The sequence below is a fragment of the Acinetobacter sp. HZNU-JH01 genome (assembly GCF_037996845.1).
GTDB lineage: Bacteria > Pseudomonadota > Gammaproteobacteria > Pseudomonadales > Moraxellaceae > Acinetobacter > Acinetobacter haemolyticus.
In genome coordinates this window covers 1,464,499-1,483,228 of sequence record NZ_JBBMZX010000001.1, presented here as the reverse complement: position 1 = coordinate 1,483,228, position 18,730 = coordinate 1,464,499, and the positions used below count along the sequence as shown (strand labels likewise).

At 40.2% G+C, this 18,730-nt stretch carries 16 protein-coding genes and 3 tRNA genes; 9 read left to right on the top strand and 10 right to left on the bottom strand.

What is annotated here, in order from left to right; all coding sequences use genetic code 11:
• Window positions 1-29 precede the first annotated feature (29 nt).
• The 6 genes from AAC851_RS07045 (at window position 30) to AAC851_RS07020 (ending at window position 5,585) form a co-directional block, all read left to right on the top strand.
• Entirely contained in the window at window positions 30-287 is a 258-nt protein-coding gene (locus tag AAC851_RS07045) for an FAD assembly factor SdhE (protein ID WP_100833185.1), read from the top strand.
• Window positions 274-669, top strand: coding sequence for a hypothetical protein (locus AAC851_RS07040; protein WP_005088316.1), 396 nt, complete (start codon window positions 274-276; stop codon window positions 667-669). The genes AAC851_RS07045 and AAC851_RS07040 overlap by 14 nt, the downstream gene beginning before the upstream one ends.
• Window positions 670-878: 209 nt before the next feature.
• Window positions 879-1,085, top strand: coding sequence for a hypothetical protein (locus AAC851_RS07035; RefSeq protein WP_171261742.1), 207 nt, complete (start codon window positions 879-881; stop codon window positions 1,083-1,085).
• Between the two features lie 359 nt (window positions 1,086-1,444).
• On the top strand, window positions 1,445-2,488 hold the full coding sequence (locus AAC851_RS07030) for a hypothetical protein (protein WP_125503237.1): 1,044 nt from the start codon (window positions 1,445-1,447) through the stop codon (window positions 2,486-2,488).
• A 127-nt stretch (window positions 2,489-2,615) separates the two neighbouring features.
• Entirely contained in the window at window positions 2,616-3,197 is a 582-nt protein-coding gene (gene rrtA, locus AAC851_RS07025) for a rhombosortase (protein WP_125503235.1), read from the top strand.
• Between the two features lie 177 nt (window positions 3,198-3,374).
• Window positions 3,375-5,585, top strand: a complete 2,211-nt coding sequence (locus AAC851_RS07020) for a TRAP transporter large permease subunit (protein WP_004641016.1) — start codon at window positions 3,375-3,377, stop codon at window positions 5,583-5,585.
• 111 nt (window positions 5,586-5,696) lie between these two features.
• On the opposite strand, the gene AAC851_RS07015 is transcribed toward AAC851_RS07020, so the two are convergent.
• From AAC851_RS07015 to rnr, 5 genes are all read right to left on the bottom strand, one after another.
• Complete coding sequence (locus AAC851_RS07015) at window positions 5,697-6,566, bottom strand: DMT family transporter (protein WP_005086823.1); 870 nt, start codon at window positions 6,564-6,566, stop codon at window positions 5,697-5,699.
• A 61-nt stretch (window positions 6,567-6,627) separates the two neighbouring features.
• Window positions 6,628-7,077 carry a hypothetical protein gene (locus tag AAC851_RS07010; RefSeq protein ID WP_004641011.1) on the bottom strand — a complete coding sequence of 150 codons (450 nt, stop codon included), beginning with the start codon at window positions 7,075-7,077 and terminating at the stop codon, window positions 6,628-6,630.
• 12 nt (window positions 7,078-7,089) lie between these two features.
• A complete protein-coding gene (locus tag AAC851_RS07005) occupies window positions 7,090-7,296 on the bottom strand; it encodes a YheV family putative metal-binding protein (RefSeq protein WP_005086820.1) in 207 nt (68 codons plus the stop codon).
• Window positions 7,297-7,334: 38 nt separating this feature from the next.
• Window positions 7,335-9,374, bottom strand: a complete 2,040-nt coding sequence (locus AAC851_RS07000; protein WP_340600677.1) for a M3 family metallopeptidase — start codon at window positions 9,372-9,374, stop codon at window positions 7,335-7,337.
• A 191-nt stretch (window positions 9,375-9,565) separates the two neighbouring features.
• Window positions 9,566-12,004: a ribonuclease R gene (rnr, locus tag AAC851_RS06995; RefSeq protein WP_340600676.1), complete on the bottom strand. Its 2,439-nt coding sequence runs from the start codon at window positions 12,002-12,004 to the stop codon at window positions 9,566-9,568.
• A 258-nt stretch (window positions 12,005-12,262) separates the two neighbouring features.
• Here rnr and AAC851_RS06990 point away from each other — a divergent pair.
• From AAC851_RS06990 to AAC851_RS06980, 3 genes are all read left to right on the top strand, one after another.
• Window positions 12,263-12,352, top strand: a tRNA-Ser gene (locus AAC851_RS06990).
• Between the two features lie 11 nt (window positions 12,353-12,363).
• Window positions 12,364-12,440, top strand: a tRNA-Arg gene (locus AAC851_RS06985).
• 47 nt (window positions 12,441-12,487) lie between these two features.
• A tRNA-Arg gene (locus AAC851_RS06980) sits at window positions 12,488-12,564 on the top strand.
• A gap of 19 nt (window positions 12,565-12,583) precedes the next feature.
• On the opposite strand, the gene AAC851_RS06975 is transcribed toward AAC851_RS06980, so the two are convergent.
• The 5 genes from AAC851_RS06975 to AAC851_RS06955 form a co-directional block, all read right to left on the bottom strand.
• A complete protein-coding gene (locus tag AAC851_RS06975) occupies window positions 12,584-13,648 on the bottom strand; it encodes an AbrB family transcriptional regulator (protein ID WP_340600675.1) in 1,065 nt (354 codons plus the stop codon).
• Between the two features lie 65 nt (window positions 13,649-13,713).
• Window positions 13,714-15,210: a tripartite tricarboxylate transporter permease gene (locus AAC851_RS06970; protein ID WP_005086812.1), complete on the bottom strand. Its 1,497-nt coding sequence runs from the start codon at window positions 15,208-15,210 to the stop codon at window positions 13,714-13,716.
• A gap of 14 nt (window positions 15,211-15,224) precedes the next feature.
• A complete protein-coding gene (locus AAC851_RS06965) occupies window positions 15,225-15,668 on the bottom strand; it encodes a tripartite tricarboxylate transporter TctB family protein (protein WP_017395342.1) in 444 nt (147 codons plus the stop codon).
• A 96-nt stretch (window positions 15,669-15,764) separates the two neighbouring features.
• A complete protein-coding gene (locus AAC851_RS06960; RefSeq protein ID WP_005086808.1) occupies window positions 15,765-16,760 on the bottom strand; it encodes a tripartite tricarboxylate transporter substrate binding protein in 996 nt (331 codons plus the stop codon).
• A gap of 516 nt (window positions 16,761-17,276) precedes the next feature.
• Window positions 17,277-18,386 (bottom strand): porin, encoded by a 1,110-nt coding sequence (locus AAC851_RS06955; protein WP_004640990.1) that lies wholly within the window; start codon window positions 18,384-18,386, stop codon window positions 17,277-17,279.
• Between the last annotated feature and the right edge of the window lie 344 nt (window positions 18,387-18,730).

Genomic DNA, 18,730 nt, shown 5'->3' with positions numbered 1-18,730 from the left:
GGGCAAATTGTTGCATAGTGGAACAAAGAATGTCTGAAGAATTGACACTAGAAGAACGTAAAGTGATTTATCGTGCACGTCGTGGTTTGAAAGAAATCGATGTGTATTTTGATCCTTATGTTAAAAATTGTTATCTCACAGCAGATGAGGCTGAGAAAGCATTGTTTGCAGAGTTGGTAGATCAAGAAGATCCTGATTTACTGGATTGGTTCATGGAGGTGGGTGAACCTCCTCGTCCAGAGTTAAAAGCGTTTATTTCAAAATTAAAACAGTATGTCCACGGCTGATCGGGTTTTTGTGTTGAAACGCAGTCGTTTTGCATTTGCGTTTCAACTTTTTATTTTTATCGTACTGATTAGTTTATTGTATTACTTACTTCCTTGGTTTTTATGGCTTGTTAGCTTTCCTTTGATGCTAATTGCTTGGGTATTATTACTCAAACAACCTCAGCTTAAACACTTTGAATATTTAGATGATCAGCTTTGCTCCTTGTGTTTTAGTGATGAGATGCAGAGGATCGAGCAAAGGAAAATTCGAAAAATGATCGATCATCAATGTTATATCGTCATCTATTTTTATGACTCTCAATGTCGACCTTGTGTGATTTGGTGGGATCAATTGTCGATTTTACAGTGGAAAAAGCTCAGAACATGGGTCAAACTTGCATAATTGTTAGACAATTGTATGGGTGTATATTATTAATAAATAATTATAATTCAAAATCTTAAGCTATTTTGTTTGTGAAATAATCAAAATTGTTAGATTAAATACTCTAAAAAACGTGAAAATGATGATTGTCAGACAATCTGGCGATCAAGTCTGATTTATTTTCGTTAAAGTACAAACACCAACGTAAAGTATGGTGGAGGTCCAAAATGATGGAAATTCCAACATGGTCGTTTCTGGTGATTGCAATCGTTTTTGCAATTGTAGTAGGAAGAGCAGGAACTTTACTCAGGGAACTTTTTGAATCACGTCGATCTAAGGTTGAAGTGAACAAGAGAAAGAGATTGAAAGTGTCATCAATATATCATTCTCCCATGAATAATGATGATGAACATCAATCGAGTATCTATCAAAAGTAGATGCGTGAAGTGTAGGAGGTCTCTATGGAGATTTCAATGTGGATGTTTCTAGTAATTGCAATCGTTATGGCGATTGTTGTAGGAAGAGCTGGAACGTTACTCAAGGATTATTTTCAACAAAACTAAAATATAAAGAGTTTCACGATTTTACCAGTTAATAAGTAGCATGTGCTGAACCGTCGCAATGCTACTTTTTTTTGCCTGAAATTTCTGTATTCCCAAATATCTGTCAATTCTTTGTTCTGTGAAGTGTGTCAAAATAACCCTATCAAAATTAGAGCAATTACTCTTTAACTTGGGTATGGCATCTGATAAGGTACAACTAAAAGGAAAAACAAATTAATTAGAGGACAGGAAGCATGTCTAAATTCCAAAAAATTGGACAAGGTGTGGCGGTCGCATTATTCACAACATCAATGTTAACGGGATGTTCTTACGTCATTAAAACAGGGGCTAATGTTGCATTAGGTTTTAGTGAACGGCATATCGTACCACCAATTCTCGCAATGGATGATGCAGATATGGTGTGTAATACGGGTAATGCTTTAACTCCAGCAATTATGTCCACCAAAGATATGGGGGCTGATCCGACGCGTATGGCTGTTCTGATGTATTCTGCGGCGGGGATGTGTGCAGAAAATAAAGCATTAGAAGCTGAATTGCGTTATTTACGTGCTGCAAAATCAGGACAAGTTTCTGAAGCACAGGATGCCCGTATTGAGCAAAAGCGCTGGGCTGCACTAGCAGCAGAGCGTCAATATGCAGGTTATCAATTATTCGCAAATCGTTGGGAAAGCAAATATAAATATAAATTAGGTGATTCGTGTCCGACGATGCGAAATGATCTAGATCAAACCGTTTACCTACTAGGGATGGTCAGTGGTTTGCAAGCAATGACCAATGATATTAACTCTGGTGGTGCGGTTCACGTGCCTAAAGATATTGCAGGTATCGTTGAACGTGGTATGGCATGTTTAGACAATGAAAAGTATTGGGGTGCGCCAATGGCAACCCGTGCTGTGATCTGGACACTCTTACCTGGTGCTGGTGATGGCAAGCCTGAACCTTATGCAACCATGAAACAGTCTATGCAAATCGGTGAAAAGAAAGGCGTTCGTTTAGCCCATGCGTTATATGCTGTGGCAGCGCAGGCAAGTGGCGATGATGTAAAAATGCGTGATGCTCTGCGCTCTTATGCTGCTGCAACAGGTGAAGATAAACCCGCAAATCCTCAGTTCAAATTGATTGACCAAATGGCGGGTGCCATGGTGAAAGGGATTGCGGATCGTTATTGGACTGAAAATACGGGCGTAAGAGCGAGTGATGAAGGTTTGTATTCATTCTGGGATGAAACCAAAGAAAGTTCATCTGAGCTAGATGATTTATTTGATGGTGGTGAGTAAGCATCTGTTCTATAGACGCAATATGATGAAGTAACCTGAATTAAACGACCTTTTACAATATGGATTAAACAAGTTATCTATGATTTGTAAATCGTAAAAGGTCTGTTTTCTCCAGAGAGGTGCATAAATGAAAGATCAAATATGGATACGGAAAGTCATTTTGATCGCTGTCTGTGTGTCAGTGGCAGCATGTTTGCAAGTATTTGCTGATCATTTCATTTATTGGAAATCCAGTTTATTAACCGAGTTTTGGCGGTTGTGGACTGCACACTGGGTGCATGTTGGTTGGATGCATTTCTTGTTGAATATGTTGGCTTTTGTATGTTTACCTTTCATTTTTCCACATGTGCGTAATTGGCATTTGGTTGCTTTATTATTGCTTCTCCCTCCATTTATTAGTCTGGTTTTTTATTATTATTTACCTTATATCGATGCCTATGCTGGATTATCTGGTGTTTTACATGGTCTCTATACTGCAGTCAGTATTGTTTATCTGCAATATCAAAATGAGCGCAAGTTTGCGGTGTTGGTGTTAGTTCTGATCGCTGCAAAATTGATTTGGGAAAATACTTTTGGACAATCAGGAACAGCACAGTTAATTGGTAGCCCTGTTTTAACCGAAGCACATTTGATTGGTGCAATTGGAGGTGTGTTGTGTGGATCAGGTTATTTACTTTTAGTTGGGAAAGATAAAGAACAGACACATTGATAATAAAGTCCATAAAAAAATAATTGTAGCCATTTTTTTTAGCGAAAGATTGCTGCAAATTTAGGCGGTTTAAAAGGGATTGGTGTTAAGAGGGTAAATTCATTTATCTATCAACCATAGACATCGCATGATTCAACATCTTTGGATGGATGTTGATAACAATAAATTGGAATAGACATGCAAAATGATCAAGAGAAAAAGTCTGGATTAGGTCTACTGAGTTATATCTGGACAGAGTGGATATCAGCCTTTGTTATTCTCATCTTACTCTTAGTAACACTCGTGATTGGTACGGGTGAGATGATCCATGGGCAGTTATTACGTATGGGTGAACGTCTGTACGGCGATCCGAATATTGGGATGCAATATTCGTTTCTACGGGCTGAACCGAGTAAGCCAACCTGTGATCGTAACCCAAATATCGATGCACAAGTTCAAGAGCAAATGAAGATCAATGCTGCGGATGAGTTTGCAAGCATGTTCGGTGTTGCTTCAGAATCTGATGTTCGTTCTTCATTACTGGCTGCACAACAACAGTGTGAAGAAAAATATGTATTCTATGATAAAGCAATGGCGCATATTGAAGCGAATCCGAGTGTTCGTACCTATCGTACGATAGAGACGTCCTTTTTCGGCATCTTTAAATTTGGCTCTGAAAATCGTGCATTATTGTTAGTCATTATGGTGGTATTTGCTGCTATTAGCGCCACGATTAAATCACATCATATTGGTTTACGTAGTCCAGCCACTAGAATCGATTTCCGTATTTATAATACGGCAATGGTATTAGGTAATGGTTTACTTACTTCCTCTGTGATTAGCCAATACAACTCGGTACTTAATTCTGGTGTACCTTTTGCCTCTGGCATGAATGTGATTTATTGGTTATGGATGATTTTATTTGGATCATTGACCTTAATCAGTCTATTCCATTTGATTAAATCACCACCGCCAACTCGTGAAGGAGGTAATGTTGGTTTAGCCTTCTTGAGTATCCCGTTATATGCTTATATGGCGATTATTACAGGGGTGGCATTTACCTTCTTCATGGATTATCCAATGGGGCAAGGGATCTATCTTGGTCAGTTGGTTGAGTTTTCAAATATCTTCTTAAATCTTGCCTTGTTTATTTGGGCAGGTATGTTGCTTAAGCAGACACGTATTGTTGATTTATTCTTAAATATTTTACGTCCGTGGAACTTAGCGCCAGAAACCTTAACATGGTTAATTTTGATTGCAGCTGCATTACCAACCGCCTATACAGGGGCATCTGGTATCTTCGTTATTGCAGCCGGTGCGATTATTTATAAAGAAGTGTGGAATGCTGGTGGTCGTCGTCAGTTTGCATTGGCAGCAACAGCACTCTCTGGTTCATTGGGTGTGGTCTTACGTCCATGTTTATTAATCGTTGTCGTAGCCTCTTTAAATAAAGAAGTGACAACTGATTTACTTTATACACATGGTATGTATGTCTTCTTATTGACTTCAACCTTGTTCTTAATCATTTCTTTGTTCTTTGCAGAGCAAAAATTCCGCATTTCACCGCCGAAAATTGCTTTGCCTAAATCATTGCGTGCGTTTGTGCCTGTAGCACCATATATCGTAATCTTTATTCTGATTTGGTTATTCTACAAGCATGCATTGTCAACGGATCTAAATGAATTTACAGCACCAGTGATGATGCCAGTAATTCTATTGCTGATGGTATTGTTTGATAAGTTACGTAAAGAACCTGCACCACTAGCGCCAGTCGGGCATTGGGACAGTACTTTAAACACGTATACTGCGCCGCCAGATGGTTCACAACCTACACCGAAAGTGAATCCTGCAGATGATCCTCGCAACCCAGAGCGTAAAGTTCCATTTGGAAAAGCTTTACATCTCTCAACAACTGAAACAGTCGGTCATATTGGTGCCTTGATTATCCTTATGGCATTGTCTGTCAGCGTAGGTGGTTTCTTAGAACATATTGAAGTGATGGAAGCATTCCCGCGTGACATCAGTAGTATGTTTATTGTGATCAGTTTAGTGGTTGTGTTCATGGTTCTCGTCGGGATGATCATGGATCCATTTGGTGCGGTAATTTTGATTTCCGCAACGGTTGCACCAGTGGCTTATCAATATGGTATAGATCCTGTTCACTTCTGGATGATTGCATTGATTGGCTTCGAGCTAGGTTATGTCACACCACCTGTTGCCTTGAATCACTTATTGGCACGACAAGCAATTGGTGATGATGAAGTACGAGCAGCCGACGAAGAAGTGAAGCATTTGTCCTTCTACTATCGTTTCGAACGTTGGATATTGCCATTATTGGTAATGGTCCCAGCAATCCTGATTGTTGCGTATATTCCTTATTACTTTAAGTTGTTTGGTTGGTACCAATAAAATAAGCAGTGAATAAAAAAGCACCTTCGGGTGCTTTTTTATGGCATGTGTAAATCTGAGTGGGATAGAAAATCGGTTTTATGTTGTTGTCATCAATTGTATAAGAGGAGATTATTTGGCTTTTTGCATGATTGGACTACATAAAAAGATCGCAATCAAAATAAAGCCAAAACCAATTAGACTGTAGGTATCAGGTAATTCGTGCCAAAGTAAAAAGCCCCAGATACCTGCAAAGATAATCGCGACATAGTTGATTGGAGCGATTTGACCTGCTGGCGCTAGACGATACGCATGTGACATAAATAGTTGACTAACATTGGCGAGTACACCAGCCGCAATCAGAAAGAATAATTCTTCAAGTTGATAGGGGCGCCAAACCCAAAACATCGGGATGCCTGAGAGTAGAGCACCGATAAAGCAAAAATAAAATACGATGCGCTCTGGGGGCTCGGTCTGGGTAAGCGCGCGGACAGTCACAAATGCCATCGCTGCACATAAACTAGAGGTGATTCCAATGATTGATAACCAGTTCAATAGCCCTTGATCAGGCTTTGCCACAAAAAATACCCCAATAAAACCGAGTGCTGCCGCGCAAAGCATTAGCGTGCTGATACGTTCTTTAAGAAAGAGCCATGCAATAAAAGGAATAAAGATTGGGGAAGAGTAGGTAAAGACCATCGCATTGGATAATTCAAGATGAGCAATTGCATAAAAGAAACCGTACATTGCAGCTAATCCAATAATACTTCGCCAAGTATGCATCCAGATTTTTTCTGTTTTGACAAAATCGGTGCCTTGTCTATAAATGAAAGGTAAGAACAGTATCAATCCAACTAAGTTTCTGAAAAAGACAATGGTGTAGTTATCGACGGTATGTGATGCAAAACGGATGCATATGCCCATAAGTGAGAATAAAAAAGCTGAAAACGTCAGGCATGCGATTGCAAGAACGACGGGGTGACGTTGACTGACGATAGGCATAAAATAAAAATGCTAGAAGGGATGATCACATTCTAGCAAATTGAATAGCTTAAAAGCTGTTTTACGATGCTTGTGTTTGGAGCAGTTGTGCTTCTAATAGTTTGATTTGTTCTTCTTTGAGTTTTATTAAAGTATCAGCATCGTGGTGTTGGGCTTGTAACTCTTGTTTCTGATCTTTGAGCTGGTGTTGAATATCATCTAATTTAGCAATTTCTTCTTTTGCTAGGCTTTCATTGTTTGGCACAGCTGCTTTGAGTATTGATTCTTCAACCAGTTGAATCGGAGCTGGGTCACTTTCCTCATTTACATGACTCATCATCGCAGCGCTAGCGGCTTCGACATTTTCTAATGAAGTCGTTACAGGATTGGGTTGGCTTACAGCTGTTTCAGTTTCTGCTGTATGGTTAGATAACAGCCACTGTGCAGTAAAAAATATCAGCACAACGAGGCTAATCCCACCAATGATCATCCATAATAATTTGGAGTTGCTTGTTTGGGCTGGTGACGTCATTTTTTTAACCTTCTAGTCAAAATGACGAGGTTTGAACTGTATCACCCCAATTTCATCTGGCTCAGCGGGTTGCGACTCTTCCACATGGGTCGGACGTTTTTCGCTATAAGCACATTCGATACATTCAATCCACTCGTCATCCACAGTAATGATTTTAACGACACGATCCAAAGCCCCACATTTTGGGCATTTAGCGCCCGCGATGAATTGTCTTTTCATGTCAGTTAATACCATCCTGTGAACAATAATGACGTAGTTTAAGCGGTTTTATCTGTATTCGTCCAACCTTGATGACGCAATAATGCATCTATTTTTGGTTCTCTTTTTCTGAAATTGCGAAACGCATCAAGTGCTGTATCTTTTCCGCCAACTGCTAGAATAAACTTTCGAAATTCTTTTCCAGTCTCTGTGTTAAAAATACCTTCATTTTCGAATCGGTCAAAGGCATCACTGGCTAAAACTTCTGCCCATTTGTAGGAGTAATAACCTGCAGCATAGCCACCTGCAAAAATATGACTAAAACTGTGTTGGAAACGGTTATAAGCAACAGCAGGAACAACTGAAAATTTATTGCGAATATCATCCAATGTGGCTTGGATTTGCTCGCTATTTAAAGCTGGCGATTGACGGTGAATAGTGAGGTCAAATAGTGCAAATTCGATTTGACGTAGTGTTTGCATACCTGACTGGAAGAAACGTGCATTCAACAATGCAGTTAACAATTCTTGCGGCAAGGTTTGCTTGGTTTCAATATGCTCGCTAAGTACATCTAAACTTTCATTGTCCCATGCCCAAAACTCCATGAACTGGCTTGGTAACTCCACTGCATCCCATGCAACGCCGTGTGTGCCTGCAACCGAGATATTATCCACTTCGGTGAGCATGTGATGTAAGCCATGACCAAATTCATGGAATAGTGTAATCACTTCATCATGCGTCAGCAGGGCGGGCTGATCGCCAATCGGTGGTGTAAAGTTACACACCATATAGCAAATTGGTTTTTGCAGTCCATTTGTGGTTTGTACGCGGGAACGGAAGCCGCTCATCCATGCGCCACCACGTTTGCCATTGCGGGCATATAAATCGAAGTAGAAACCACCCACTACTTGGCCTTGATCTTCAATTTCAAAATAACGCACATCGTTTTGCCAAACAGGTGCCTGACGTTCAACGATCTGGATACCATAAAGACGTTGTACGATTTGGAATAAACCAGTCACCACTTTGGGAGCTGGGAAGTAAGGTTTAAGTGCTTCTTGAGAAAGATTGAATTGCTGCTGTTTTAACTTCTCAGAGTAGTAAGTTGCATCCCACGGTTTGAGTTCTTCGATACCATCCTGTTGTGCAATTGCTTTGAGTTCGGCGATTTCAGCAAGAGCTGGTGTGCGTGCATGTTCTGCCAAATCCACTAGGAATTTATCGACGGTATCAACATCAGGCGCCATTTTGCTGGCCAAGGAGTATTCAGCAAAATTGTTAAAGCCAAGTAGTTGTGCCATTTCTTGACGTAAGCTCAGAATTTCTTCCATCACAGGAGTATTATCAAATTCAGTCTTGTCAGATTGCTCTGAGGCACGAGTCACGTAGGCTTTATACAGCTCCTCTCTAAGTTCGCGATCATCAGCATAGGTCATAATCGCAAAATAAGCAGGGAAGTCGAGTGTGGCAACGGCTTGATCAAGCTCACGCTGTTGTCCATATTGCTTTAATAGTTCAATACTGCTTTGTGGTAAGCCTTTGAGTTGTTCTTCTGCTAATGGTTTGAAATAAGCTTGCGTTGCATCGAGTACATGGTTAGAGAAATCTGAAGATAGTTGTGATAAACGTGCTGAGATTTCCGCATAACGTTTTTTGGCTTCGCCTTCAAGTGCAACGCCTGAAAGTTTGAAATCACGTAACGCGAGTTTAATGGCACTTTGTTGAGCTTCGCTCAGACTTTGGAATGCAGCGCTGTCATGTATCTGTTGATAGGTTTGATACAACGCTGTGTGCTGTCCAAGCTGAGTGTAGTATTCGCTTAAACTCGGTAAAAGTGATTGATACACTTCACGGGTTTCGGCATTGTTCATGACCGCATTGAGGTGTGACAAAATGCCCCAAGATTCACTCATGTTATTTTCAAGTTGATCGACTTCCGTCAGCGTTGCAAGTTGTGTTTCGATGTCTTGAGGAGCTTCATTGAGTTGATTTAAGAAGTTTTGACCATTTTGAATGGTGCTTTCAATCTGTTGTTTTAAGTCGGCAAGTTGGATTTGATCAAACTGGGGAGTGGGAAGTGTTGCTTGCTGTAGTGTCATTGTATTTTTGCCATATCATCTTTAAACATAGCTATAGATGTAAGGCTTACAAGCACGGAAATCAAGGTTGATTCATGATTTATTAGATGATTGTTTTGTTGTTAATTCAATTTTGTTTATTGGTATAGATAGCGAGCACATGCTTCAAATCGAAAAAATAAGAGAGCCGAAGCTCCCTTATCTTTTATCAATTATTCAGCCTTTGCTTTCGCATTCGACTTTTTCTTTTTCACTTTCTTTTTGGCCTTTTCTTTCGTATCAGGCTTAGTCGAAGCCTTTTTAGCTGGCTTTTTGCTATAAGAACTTGGTTTGTTCTTATCTTTTTTCTTGCGTACAGGTTTTTCGCCGTCTTCACTGACTTTAGCTTTCGTCGATGAAGGTGCTTTGCCGAATACTTCTTCAGTTGTTGAAGCACGATTCGAGCTAGAAGGACTCGCAGTACGAGGTGCTTTTTGGCGAATTACACGACCCAAATGAGTCAACTGTTGTACCAATTGGAAGTCGATTTTACGTTCCTCTAGATTCACGCCTGCAACCTGAATCTTGACTTCATCACCGAGGCTAAACGATTGTCCACGGTTCTGTCCGATCAAACTTTGGCTGGCTTGATCATAGAGGAAGAAGTCTTCACCTAATTGACTCACATGAATCATGCCATCGACATAGAGATATTTAAGGGTAACAAATAGACCAAACTCAGTCACGGCACTGATCACCCCAACGAATTCATCGCCTAGATGTTGTTGCATGTAGTGACATTTCAGCCATGTGGTTACACTGCGTGAAGCTTCGTCAGCACGACGCTCAGTTTGTGAGAAATGCTCACCTGCATCATCGAGCGCAGCGCCTGACAATGGATAAGGTTTTTGTTGTAAATAAGCCTTGATCGCACGGTGTAAGAGCAAGTCAGGATAACGACGAATTGGCGAAGTGAAGTGCGTATACGCCTCATAAGCAAGACCGTAGTGTCCTGAGTTCTTCGCACCATAATAAGCTTGCATCATCGAGCGTAACAAAACGGCATGAATACTTGGTGCATCTAAACGATCTTTAGTTGCTTCAATAACACGTTGATAATCCGCTTGTGTTGGCTGTTCAGGGAACGGTAAACCAAGCAACTTCACAAAATCACGAACTTTTTGAATACGTGAAAACTCTGGTGCTTCATGTACACGATACAACATCGGAATATCGTGTTCTAAGCAATATTCTGCAGCGGCAACGTTGGCGAGCAACATACATTCTTCAATGAGTTTATGCGCATCATTACGCGTACGTGGCAAAATTTCTTTGATTCCACCTAACTCGTCAAAGGTCATGTAGGTTTCAATGGTTTCAAATTCCATTGCATGACGTTCAGCTCGTAGGCCTTTAAGCGTTTGATAGAGTTGGAATAGTGTGTTTAGTGATTTATGAATGGTTTTATCTTCAGGAATCGCATCTGTTGCACCTTCGAAATATTGACCAACTTGGGTGTAGGTCAAACGTGCTTTGGAATGCATCACCGCAGGATAGAACTCATAACCTGTCACTTTACCTGCACGTGATAGTTTTAAATCACAAACCATACATAAACGGTCTACATGCGGATTTAGAGAACACAATCCATTCGACAAGGCTTCTGGTAACATTGGCAGGACGAAGTGTGGGAAATAAACCGATGTGCCACGATCTTCCGCTTCTTCGTTTAAAGGCGACTCTAAACGAACATAATGGCTTACATCTGCGATTGCCACCACAACACGGTAACCGCCTCCTGGGCGCTTCTCTGCATACACTGCATCATCAAAGTCGCGTGCATCTTCACCATCAATAGTGACGAGTGGCAGATCTCGTAAATCAACGCGATTTTTTATGTCTTGTGCAGAAGGTTCTTTAAAGCTTTCAGCTTCTTTAATCACTGCTTCTGGAAATTCATAAGGCAAACCAAATTCTAAAATTGTTTGCGGGATAATAATTTCAGTATCCGCTTTGTCTGCCATGGATTGAACCACGTGACCAGTTGCAAGTTCTTCACGAGTCGGATAATCATCAATCGCAACACGTAACATATCACCCACTTTGGCATTGGCATGTTCAATCAGTTCTTTTTCTAGTGTAATCGGTTGATGCTGATTTGGATTACTTGGTTGAATAAAGTATTCACCTTGATGTTCAGCAACTTTACCAATGATTTGTTTCACGCGGCGCTGTACCACTTCAGTAATGAAGCCCCAAGCTTTACCTTTGCGATCAACTGAAGTCTGACGTACTTTAACGCGGTCACCATTAAATACGAGACGCAACTCACGTTCAGGTAAGAGGACATCATCTTGTCCTGCGATATTTGCAGTACCTAAACCTTTACTATTGATATAAACCGTTGCTTCGTAGCTAGGCGCATCTGTTGCGGGCTGATATTTAAAACCATCCTTCATCAGTTGACCATCGCGAACCATCGCACTTAAACGATGGTTCAAGGCATCAATACTTTTTTGGTCTTGAATATTAAAATGCTCAACGAGTTCTGCGTGAGATTGCGCAGTTTTTAATTGTTCTAATGTAGTAAGAATAAGAGTTCGGCTCGGAATAGGATTATCGTAACGTTCAGCTTCTGCTTTTGCTTCGGGATCAACCCAATTTGTAGTCATATCGTTTCATTTCACATCTGGCAGATCACTTTAGCATAAGACATTCAAACTTAGACTGCACGTCAAAGATTGCAAGATTGTGTTTATGTCATGGATCTGTATAAAAGAGATGCCTATATTAACAAGTGAAAAGCAAAAAAATGCTGAAAAAATACCAAAATTGTTTAAAAAATATTTGATTGATTTAAAAAAACAGAAAAAATAGGGTTCTTCCCTTGTGTAATGGGGATTTAGTTTGTATTATTGCGCTCGTGTTACGGTGAGATGGGTGAGTGGCTGAAACCACATCCCTGCTAAGGATGCATACGGGTAACTGTATCGAGGGTTCGAATCCCTCTCTCACCGCCACTTTACTTAAGGCGCTCATAGCTCAGCTGGATAGAGCACTTGGCTACGAACTAAGGGGTCGGGAGTTCGAATCTCTCTGAGCGCACCAAGTAAAGATTTAAAAGTAACACACGCCTGCATAGGCACATAAGTAATGCGCTCATAGCTCAGCTGGATAGAGCACTTGGCTACGAACTAAGGGGTCGGGAGTTCGAATCTCTCTGAGCGCACCAACTTAATGAAATAAACCGCTTAATTGCGGTTTTTTTGTGTCTGAATTTTCTTTTGCAGTATTTTATCGAAGAAAAGATATAAATATCCGACTGTTCCCAAGACACCTACCATACGAACCACATGAAATGCAGTCACGATTGGAACACCGAGTTGCAGAACCTTGGCTGTGATCGTCATTTCAGCGACACCACCGGGCGCAAGTCCTAAACCAAGGGTGGCGATAGGAAGATCCGTCCATTGCATCAGTGTATAAGCTAGCAGCCCAGTTAAGAGTAATGCGCCTAGATTACAAAGTGCCACAATGCTTAAATAACGCGGGGCGGTTTTAAAAAATCCAGGTTTAAATTTATTACCTAATGACCAGCCGAGTAAGACTTGCCCTAGATGAATAATCGGTGTCGGAATTGCGGATAGATGAATATCTTGTGCTGTAAAGAAGATAGCAACCAATAATGCACCAAAGGTCCATGGATTAGGGAGTTTAAACTGAATAAAAATACGACTGGCAATATAAGAGATCAAGACCAAGCCGAAAAAACCAAACCAGTTCACTTCGAGATGTTTTGCGATTTGATCCGTATCAAAACCATGCCAGCCCATAAATTGGTAAAAGAAAGGCACAATCACCACCACCATTAATACGCGTAATGTATGAGCTGATGCAACTTGATCAACGCGTGCCTGATAGTGTTCTGCGAGATGAGACATCTCATTTGCCCCACCAGTTGCAGAAGCAAACCATGCGGTTTTAAAGTCGACTTTTGCCCAGCGTTGCAATATAAAGGCACCGATTGCACCGAGTAATAATGCAAACAACAGGCCGATCAGTAATACCAGCCAATGTGATGCGATTAGGTGAATCATCTCTGGTGTGAAATATAAACCGAGCGTGAGTCCAATGATGGATAGTCCAATACTGCGTGCAGAATTATGACATTCGATGGGAGCGTGATTTATTTTAAGAAGAGCGGTGATGAATAATGGCCCGAGCAGCCATGGAATAGGTAAGTGTAGCCACTGTGCAACAAGTGCACCTAAAAATGCAAGGCTTAGACTCAAAGCATACTTTAGATACAATTGCATAAATCAAATCGCATAAATAAAAGATAAATGACCGATAGATTTTATTCTCTATCGGTCAACATTATTTAAATCGCTCTGTGACGGTTACGTAACCAGCGGATCAAAGGAAGTACGATCATGATACCTGCTAAAATCCATAATACTTTGGTGATGTAGCCATCGAACAAGATTGACAATTCACCTTGAGAAATAGATAGTGCACGACGTAAGCTTGATTCCATAAGCTCACCTAATACAAAGCCTAAGATCAGGGCGGATAATGGGAAGTTGAGTTTACGTAAAATATAACCAAAAATACCCAATCCAACCATCAGAACCAAGTCGAATACTGTGCTATGTATTGCATACACACCAACGAAGCTGACTGCTGCGATTGCAGGAAGAAGAATAAAGTTTGGAACGCTCAACAACTTGGCAAAGAAACGTACCAATGAAATATTCATGATCAATAATAAAATACTGGCAATGAATAATGATGCAATTAGTCCCCAAACAATCGTTGGTTGTTCAGTGAATAACTGTGGGCCTGGGGTGATATTGTAAAGCGTTAAAGCACCTAACATCACGGCTGTGGTACCTGAACCAGGTACACCTAGAGTTAACATTGGAATAAATGAACCACATGCCGAAGCATTGTTGGCTGCTTCAGGTGCTGCAATACCACGTAAATCGCCGTCACCAAATTTTCCATCTTTTCCCGCAAGTTTTCGTTCACTGGTATAAGACATTGCGCTGGCAATTGTTGCGCCTGCGCCCGGTAAAATGCCGACAATGAAGCCCAGTAGCGAACTACGAATCGTGGTTTTTAGGGTGAATAAAAATTCTTTTAGGTTGAAAAGACTGCGTTTACCTTGTCCAAGTGCTTTCTGTCCAATCGCTGTTTTTTCTAACATAATCAGAATTTCACTGATACTGAAAAAACCGATCACGATGGTAGTGAACTGAACGCCATCACTGAGGTTTACTGAGTCAAATGTAAAGCGATAGACACCTGTCACTGCATCGACACCAACGGTAGCAAACAGTAATCCGATCAAGGCTGCTACGGCTGTTTTAATCGGTTGATCACCCACGAGGCCACTTAAACAGGTCAGAGCAAATACCATTAAAACGAAATATTCAGCTGGTCCGAAAACAATTGCCCATTTTGCTAAAAGGGGAGCAAATAATACGATCCCGATAATTGCAATTAAACTGCCAATAAATGAGCTCATCGCCGAGAGTGACAGCGCAATCCCTGCTTTTCCTTGTTTAGCAAGTGGGTAACCGTCCATGGTGGACATAATTGCTGCTGCATCTCCGGGGACATTGATTAGAATGGCGGAAATTCGTCCACCATATTCACATCCGAGATAAACGGCTGCCAGTAAGATTAATGCACTCTCAGGGGGGAGTCCTAAGGCATAAGCAAAAGGAAGGAGTAATGCAACACCGTTAATTGGACCGAGACCAGGCAATAAGCCGACAATCGTACCAATGAATGCACCAATCAGTGCAATGAATAGGTTTTGTGGGGTTAATGCGACTTGAAAGCCGTACATTAAATATTCAAAAACGTCCATTAATTCTTCCTTGATTAACTAAAAAATCCTAATGGCAGTGGTACATCTAATATGTAGTCAAATAATCCATATAAGAGGCAGCCAAAAACAATGCCTGTGATTAGTGATGCTTTTAAACTTCCTCCGAAGAGGGTGCCGACAAGGAAAAACATGATGGCTGTTGCAATAGGGAAACCTAAGAACTCAAAAGTAACGGCATAAATCAGCATAAACAGCATCAACAAACCGATTTTTTTTAAGACGGATGGGGTGTATCCCAGATCAATAAATTCAGCGAGTTTTTGAGGTCTAAAGGTAAGATATAAACAACATGAAATTAAAAGTAATAACAGGAGTACGGGATAAGGACGTGGTCCTAACGGGTCATATGCAATGGGTGCGACATAGCCCCAAGCCAAGTAGAGTAGGCCAAGACTGACGAGTCCTAAGGTCCCTGAAAAAATCCTTTCTGCGGACATAGATCATTCCTTTTTCATTAAAATTCAGGAACACTTCAACCCTGAGTTTCATTCTATGAAAGATCAGCGGTTGAAATGTTTTCTGGGTTTTAAGTGCTATTTTGTAACGAGGTCGAACTCTTTAGATAACGCTCTTAATTGATTGGTTTGTTGGATTACAAACTGATCTAATTCTTCACCTGTCATGGAGAGCGGGAGTAGCTCAAACTGTTGACGTGATTGCTCAAATTTTGGATCTTGCATCATTTTTTCAAATGAAGTTTTCCACCATTGATAAGCTTCGTCACTGACTTTTGGACCAACGTAATATCCACGTACAACTGGCCATTGAATGTCATAACCTTGTTCTTTTGCAGTCGGAATGTTTGCTAATTCATTTGGTAGACGTTCAGGAGCAAACACGGCTAGAGCACGTACTTTTCCTGATTTAATATGAGGGATGACTTCAGCAATTCCAGCGCTGACCACTTGGATGTGATTACCCAGAACAGATGTTACCGCCTCACCGCCGCCTTCTAGGGCAATGTAAGTCATGTCTTTAGGATTTACACCTGCAGCTTTTGCAAGCATCGCAGTTTGCATCCAGTCCTGACCGCCCACACTACCACCTGCGCCGAAGCTCACGGATTTCGGATTTTTCTTGAGTGCAGCAACTAAGTCGTTAAGATTTTTATATGGAGATTCTGCATTGACCGCAACCACGCCATAATCTGTACCGACGATTGCTAACCAGCGAACATCTTTTTCCGTATATTGGCCAAATTTTCCTTGGGCAAGGTTGAGTAATGAGCCGGTAGAGAATGCAACAATTGCATTGTCATTTGCAGGGTCATTGGCAACGATTTTATTGTATGCTACAGCGCCTACACCACCGGGCATATAGGTTACACGCATAGGAGAATTTAAGAGTTTGGTTTCTTTGAAAGCATTTTGTGCCAGTTTACATGTGAGATCGAAACCACCGCCTGGTTTTGCTGGGGCGATACATTCTGGGCGTTTGGGTTCTCCAACTTCACCTTTATTTTTTCCACATGCTGTTAAACCGAATCCTAAGGTCACTAAAGTGCTGGTTAATATAATTCCTCTTAACATCTTAAATGTTTCTCCATAAACGATTATATTTATACGCACAATAATAGTGCATATTTATATTGGCTTCTTTGCCATAATTAAATAAAGTTACATGCGTAAAATTGAGCATTATTCTTTTGGAATCTGGGGTGCTCTTTATCACATTTTAATAACTTTAAATCAGGGTGTTCATCATAAAATTAAACAGAAAAAGCATAGCATCAACTTATATCTTGTGATGATTCATTTTAGAAATATCAAATTACATTCAATTTATTTTAAAAATGTTTGAGTTTAACTATATAAAATAAAAAAATATTTTATTAAGGGTTGTTGTTTTAAATTTAACTTTTAAAGCACGAATTATGTGTTTTAATTTATCTTACTGGGGTGTTTGAATTGCTTTTTATTTTGTTTTTTGAAATTTTGCTCTGGGGTTTAATTGTTTATTTAAGTTTTTTATTCTAAATATGGCTTGTAAAAAAGCCAGAATATTAATCATTCTGGCTTAAGATATTTTATCGGGATTAGATGTGTTTAAAACTTAAACTCAAGCCCCGTTCCGACGACAGGTTGTTTGTCTTTCGCATCCGCTTGTTTAAATGTTGCATAACCTGTGTAACCATAAGCTCTAACTTGTTTGTTAAATGCATAATCGACACCTGCCATGATTTGCTGTGCATCATAGTCTGCGTCATTGTTCTTAAAGCTTGTTGTATTTTGGCTGTATTGCGCCTTTATGTTCCATTTATCATGGTTTGGTATTCGATACTCTGCACCAATTAACCAGCCAACCGAATCGTCAATGTTAGCTGCGCTTGCTGGATTGCCTTTTGCTTCCTCTATTTCAGATTTTTGAATTAATGCTTTGAGTGAAAGTGTTTCGATTGGTTTAATGCGTGCAGTTAATCGTAGTGTATTGGCGGCAGCAAAAACTTTGTCGATATCGATATGAGTGTCTGATGCGTTAAGAAAGCCTTGACCAAGGAGATTGCTTGGAATGGCTTTGTCATAAGCAATTGCGGCAAGAAATATTGGATCTGAATACGTAAGCGAAGTTGACCAAGCATCACCTAAGCCACCACCATCAACAGTTACGCCACCCTGATTGTTCCGGATACCTTGTGCTTCGCCTGTTGCCAACAGTGCACTAAATTCAAGATTTCCTTGTTCTCCGATCGAGAATTTAGGTGAATCATATACAACGGAGTTATTAATGCGGTTTTCACCAGGCATGATGCTGGTAATGTCTGCAGTATTGCGAACATAGTTATTAAAGCTATCAACTGCAGTCGATAATTTTTTTAATGGTGAGTTGTTTTTACCGATCTTTAGAGTCCCTAATTTTTGATCTTTTAATCCTACAAAGCGATCTCGTTGTGACCAATCGGTGCCATCGCCGTCAGCATTAAATGACCATTCGATTTGGTAAATAGCGCTTAGGCGCTCTGTTAGTTTTTCTTCACCTTTAATGCCGAGAAATGAGCTGTTGCTGTTGACCTTCCATACATCGCGATCAGATTTGGCTGCATTGTTTTCAGGTAAATAGTCGAGACTTGCGTCAATCTCACCATAAATCTTTGGAGCAGCGATTGCTGAACTGGTAATAACCGTTAATATGCTGGCAATTAAAAAATTAACTTTCATTTATGTCATCCTAACAATTTAAAATTATGAATAAGCAACCGTCATTTCATTTAAATAAACAAAATATAAAATAGGCCATGCATCTTAGTGAAATATATGTCTTAAAAATAGAGATATAAACTAATTAAGCATAAGCCTTAAGCTGTATTTTCATAATTAAACACTTAAACGTAGGTTTCGTACTTTAAGTGTTTAAGCAATCCTTCGCTAAAGAATAGATTAATGCACGAGGCATGGCCTGTGAACTTATTCAATGCTGATTTTATGGTATTTAAATTGTTTAGGGCATTTAATTTGATTATGGGTGTGTTTAGGGTATTTAATTTGATTATGCATCTTGTTGA

Coding starts and splice junctions, on each gene's coding strand:
- AAC851_RS07045 (WP_100833185.1), top strand. CDS start 30: ATGTCTGAAGAATTGACACTAGAAGAACGTAAAGTGATTTATCGTGCA.
- AAC851_RS07040 (WP_005088316.1), top strand. CDS start 274: ATGTCCACGGCTGATCGGGTTTTTGTGTTGAAACGCAGTCGTTTTGCA.
- AAC851_RS07035 (WP_171261742.1), top strand. CDS start 879: ATGGAAATTCCAACATGGTCGTTTCTGGTGATTGCAATCGTTTTTGCA.
- AAC851_RS07030 (WP_125503237.1), top strand. CDS start 1,445: ATGTCTAAATTCCAAAAAATTGGACAAGGTGTGGCGGTCGCATTATTC.
- rrtA (WP_125503235.1), top strand. CDS start 2,616: ATGAAAGATCAAATATGGATACGGAAAGTCATTTTGATCGCTGTCTGT.
- AAC851_RS07020 (WP_004641016.1), top strand. CDS start 3,375: ATGCAAAATGATCAAGAGAAAAAGTCTGGATTAGGTCTACTGAGTTAT.
- AAC851_RS07015 (WP_005086823.1), bottom strand. CDS start 6,566: ATGCCTATCGTCAGTCAACGTCACCCCGTCGTTCTTGCAATCGCATGC.
- AAC851_RS07010 (WP_004641011.1), bottom strand. CDS start 7,077: ATGACGTCACCAGCCCAAACAAGCAACTCCAAATTATTATGGATGATC.
- AAC851_RS07005 (WP_005086820.1), bottom strand. CDS start 7,296: ATGAAAAGACAATTCATCGCGGGCGCTAAATGCCCAAAATGTGGGGCT.
- AAC851_RS07000 (WP_340600677.1), bottom strand. CDS start 9,374: ATGACACTACAGCAAGCAACACTTCCCACTCCCCAGTTTGATCAAATC.
- rnr (WP_340600676.1), bottom strand. CDS start 12,004: ATGACTACAAATTGGGTTGATCCCGAAGCAAAAGCAGAAGCTGAACGT.
- AAC851_RS06975 (WP_340600675.1), bottom strand. CDS start 13,648: ATGCAATTGTATCTAAAGTATGCTTTGAGTCTAAGCCTTGCATTTTTA.
- AAC851_RS06970 (WP_005086812.1), bottom strand. CDS start 15,210: ATGGACGTTTTTGAATATTTAATGTACGGCTTTCAAGTCGCATTAACC.
- AAC851_RS06965 (WP_017395342.1), bottom strand. CDS start 15,668: ATGTCCGCAGAAAGGATTTTTTCAGGGACCTTAGGACTCGTCAGTCTT.
- AAC851_RS06960 (WP_005086808.1), bottom strand. CDS start 16,760: ATGTTAAGAGGAATTATATTAACCAGCACTTTAGTGACCTTAGGATTC.
- AAC851_RS06955 (WP_004640990.1), bottom strand. CDS start 18,386: ATGAAAGTTAATTTTTTAATTGCCAGCATATTAACGGTTATTACCAGT.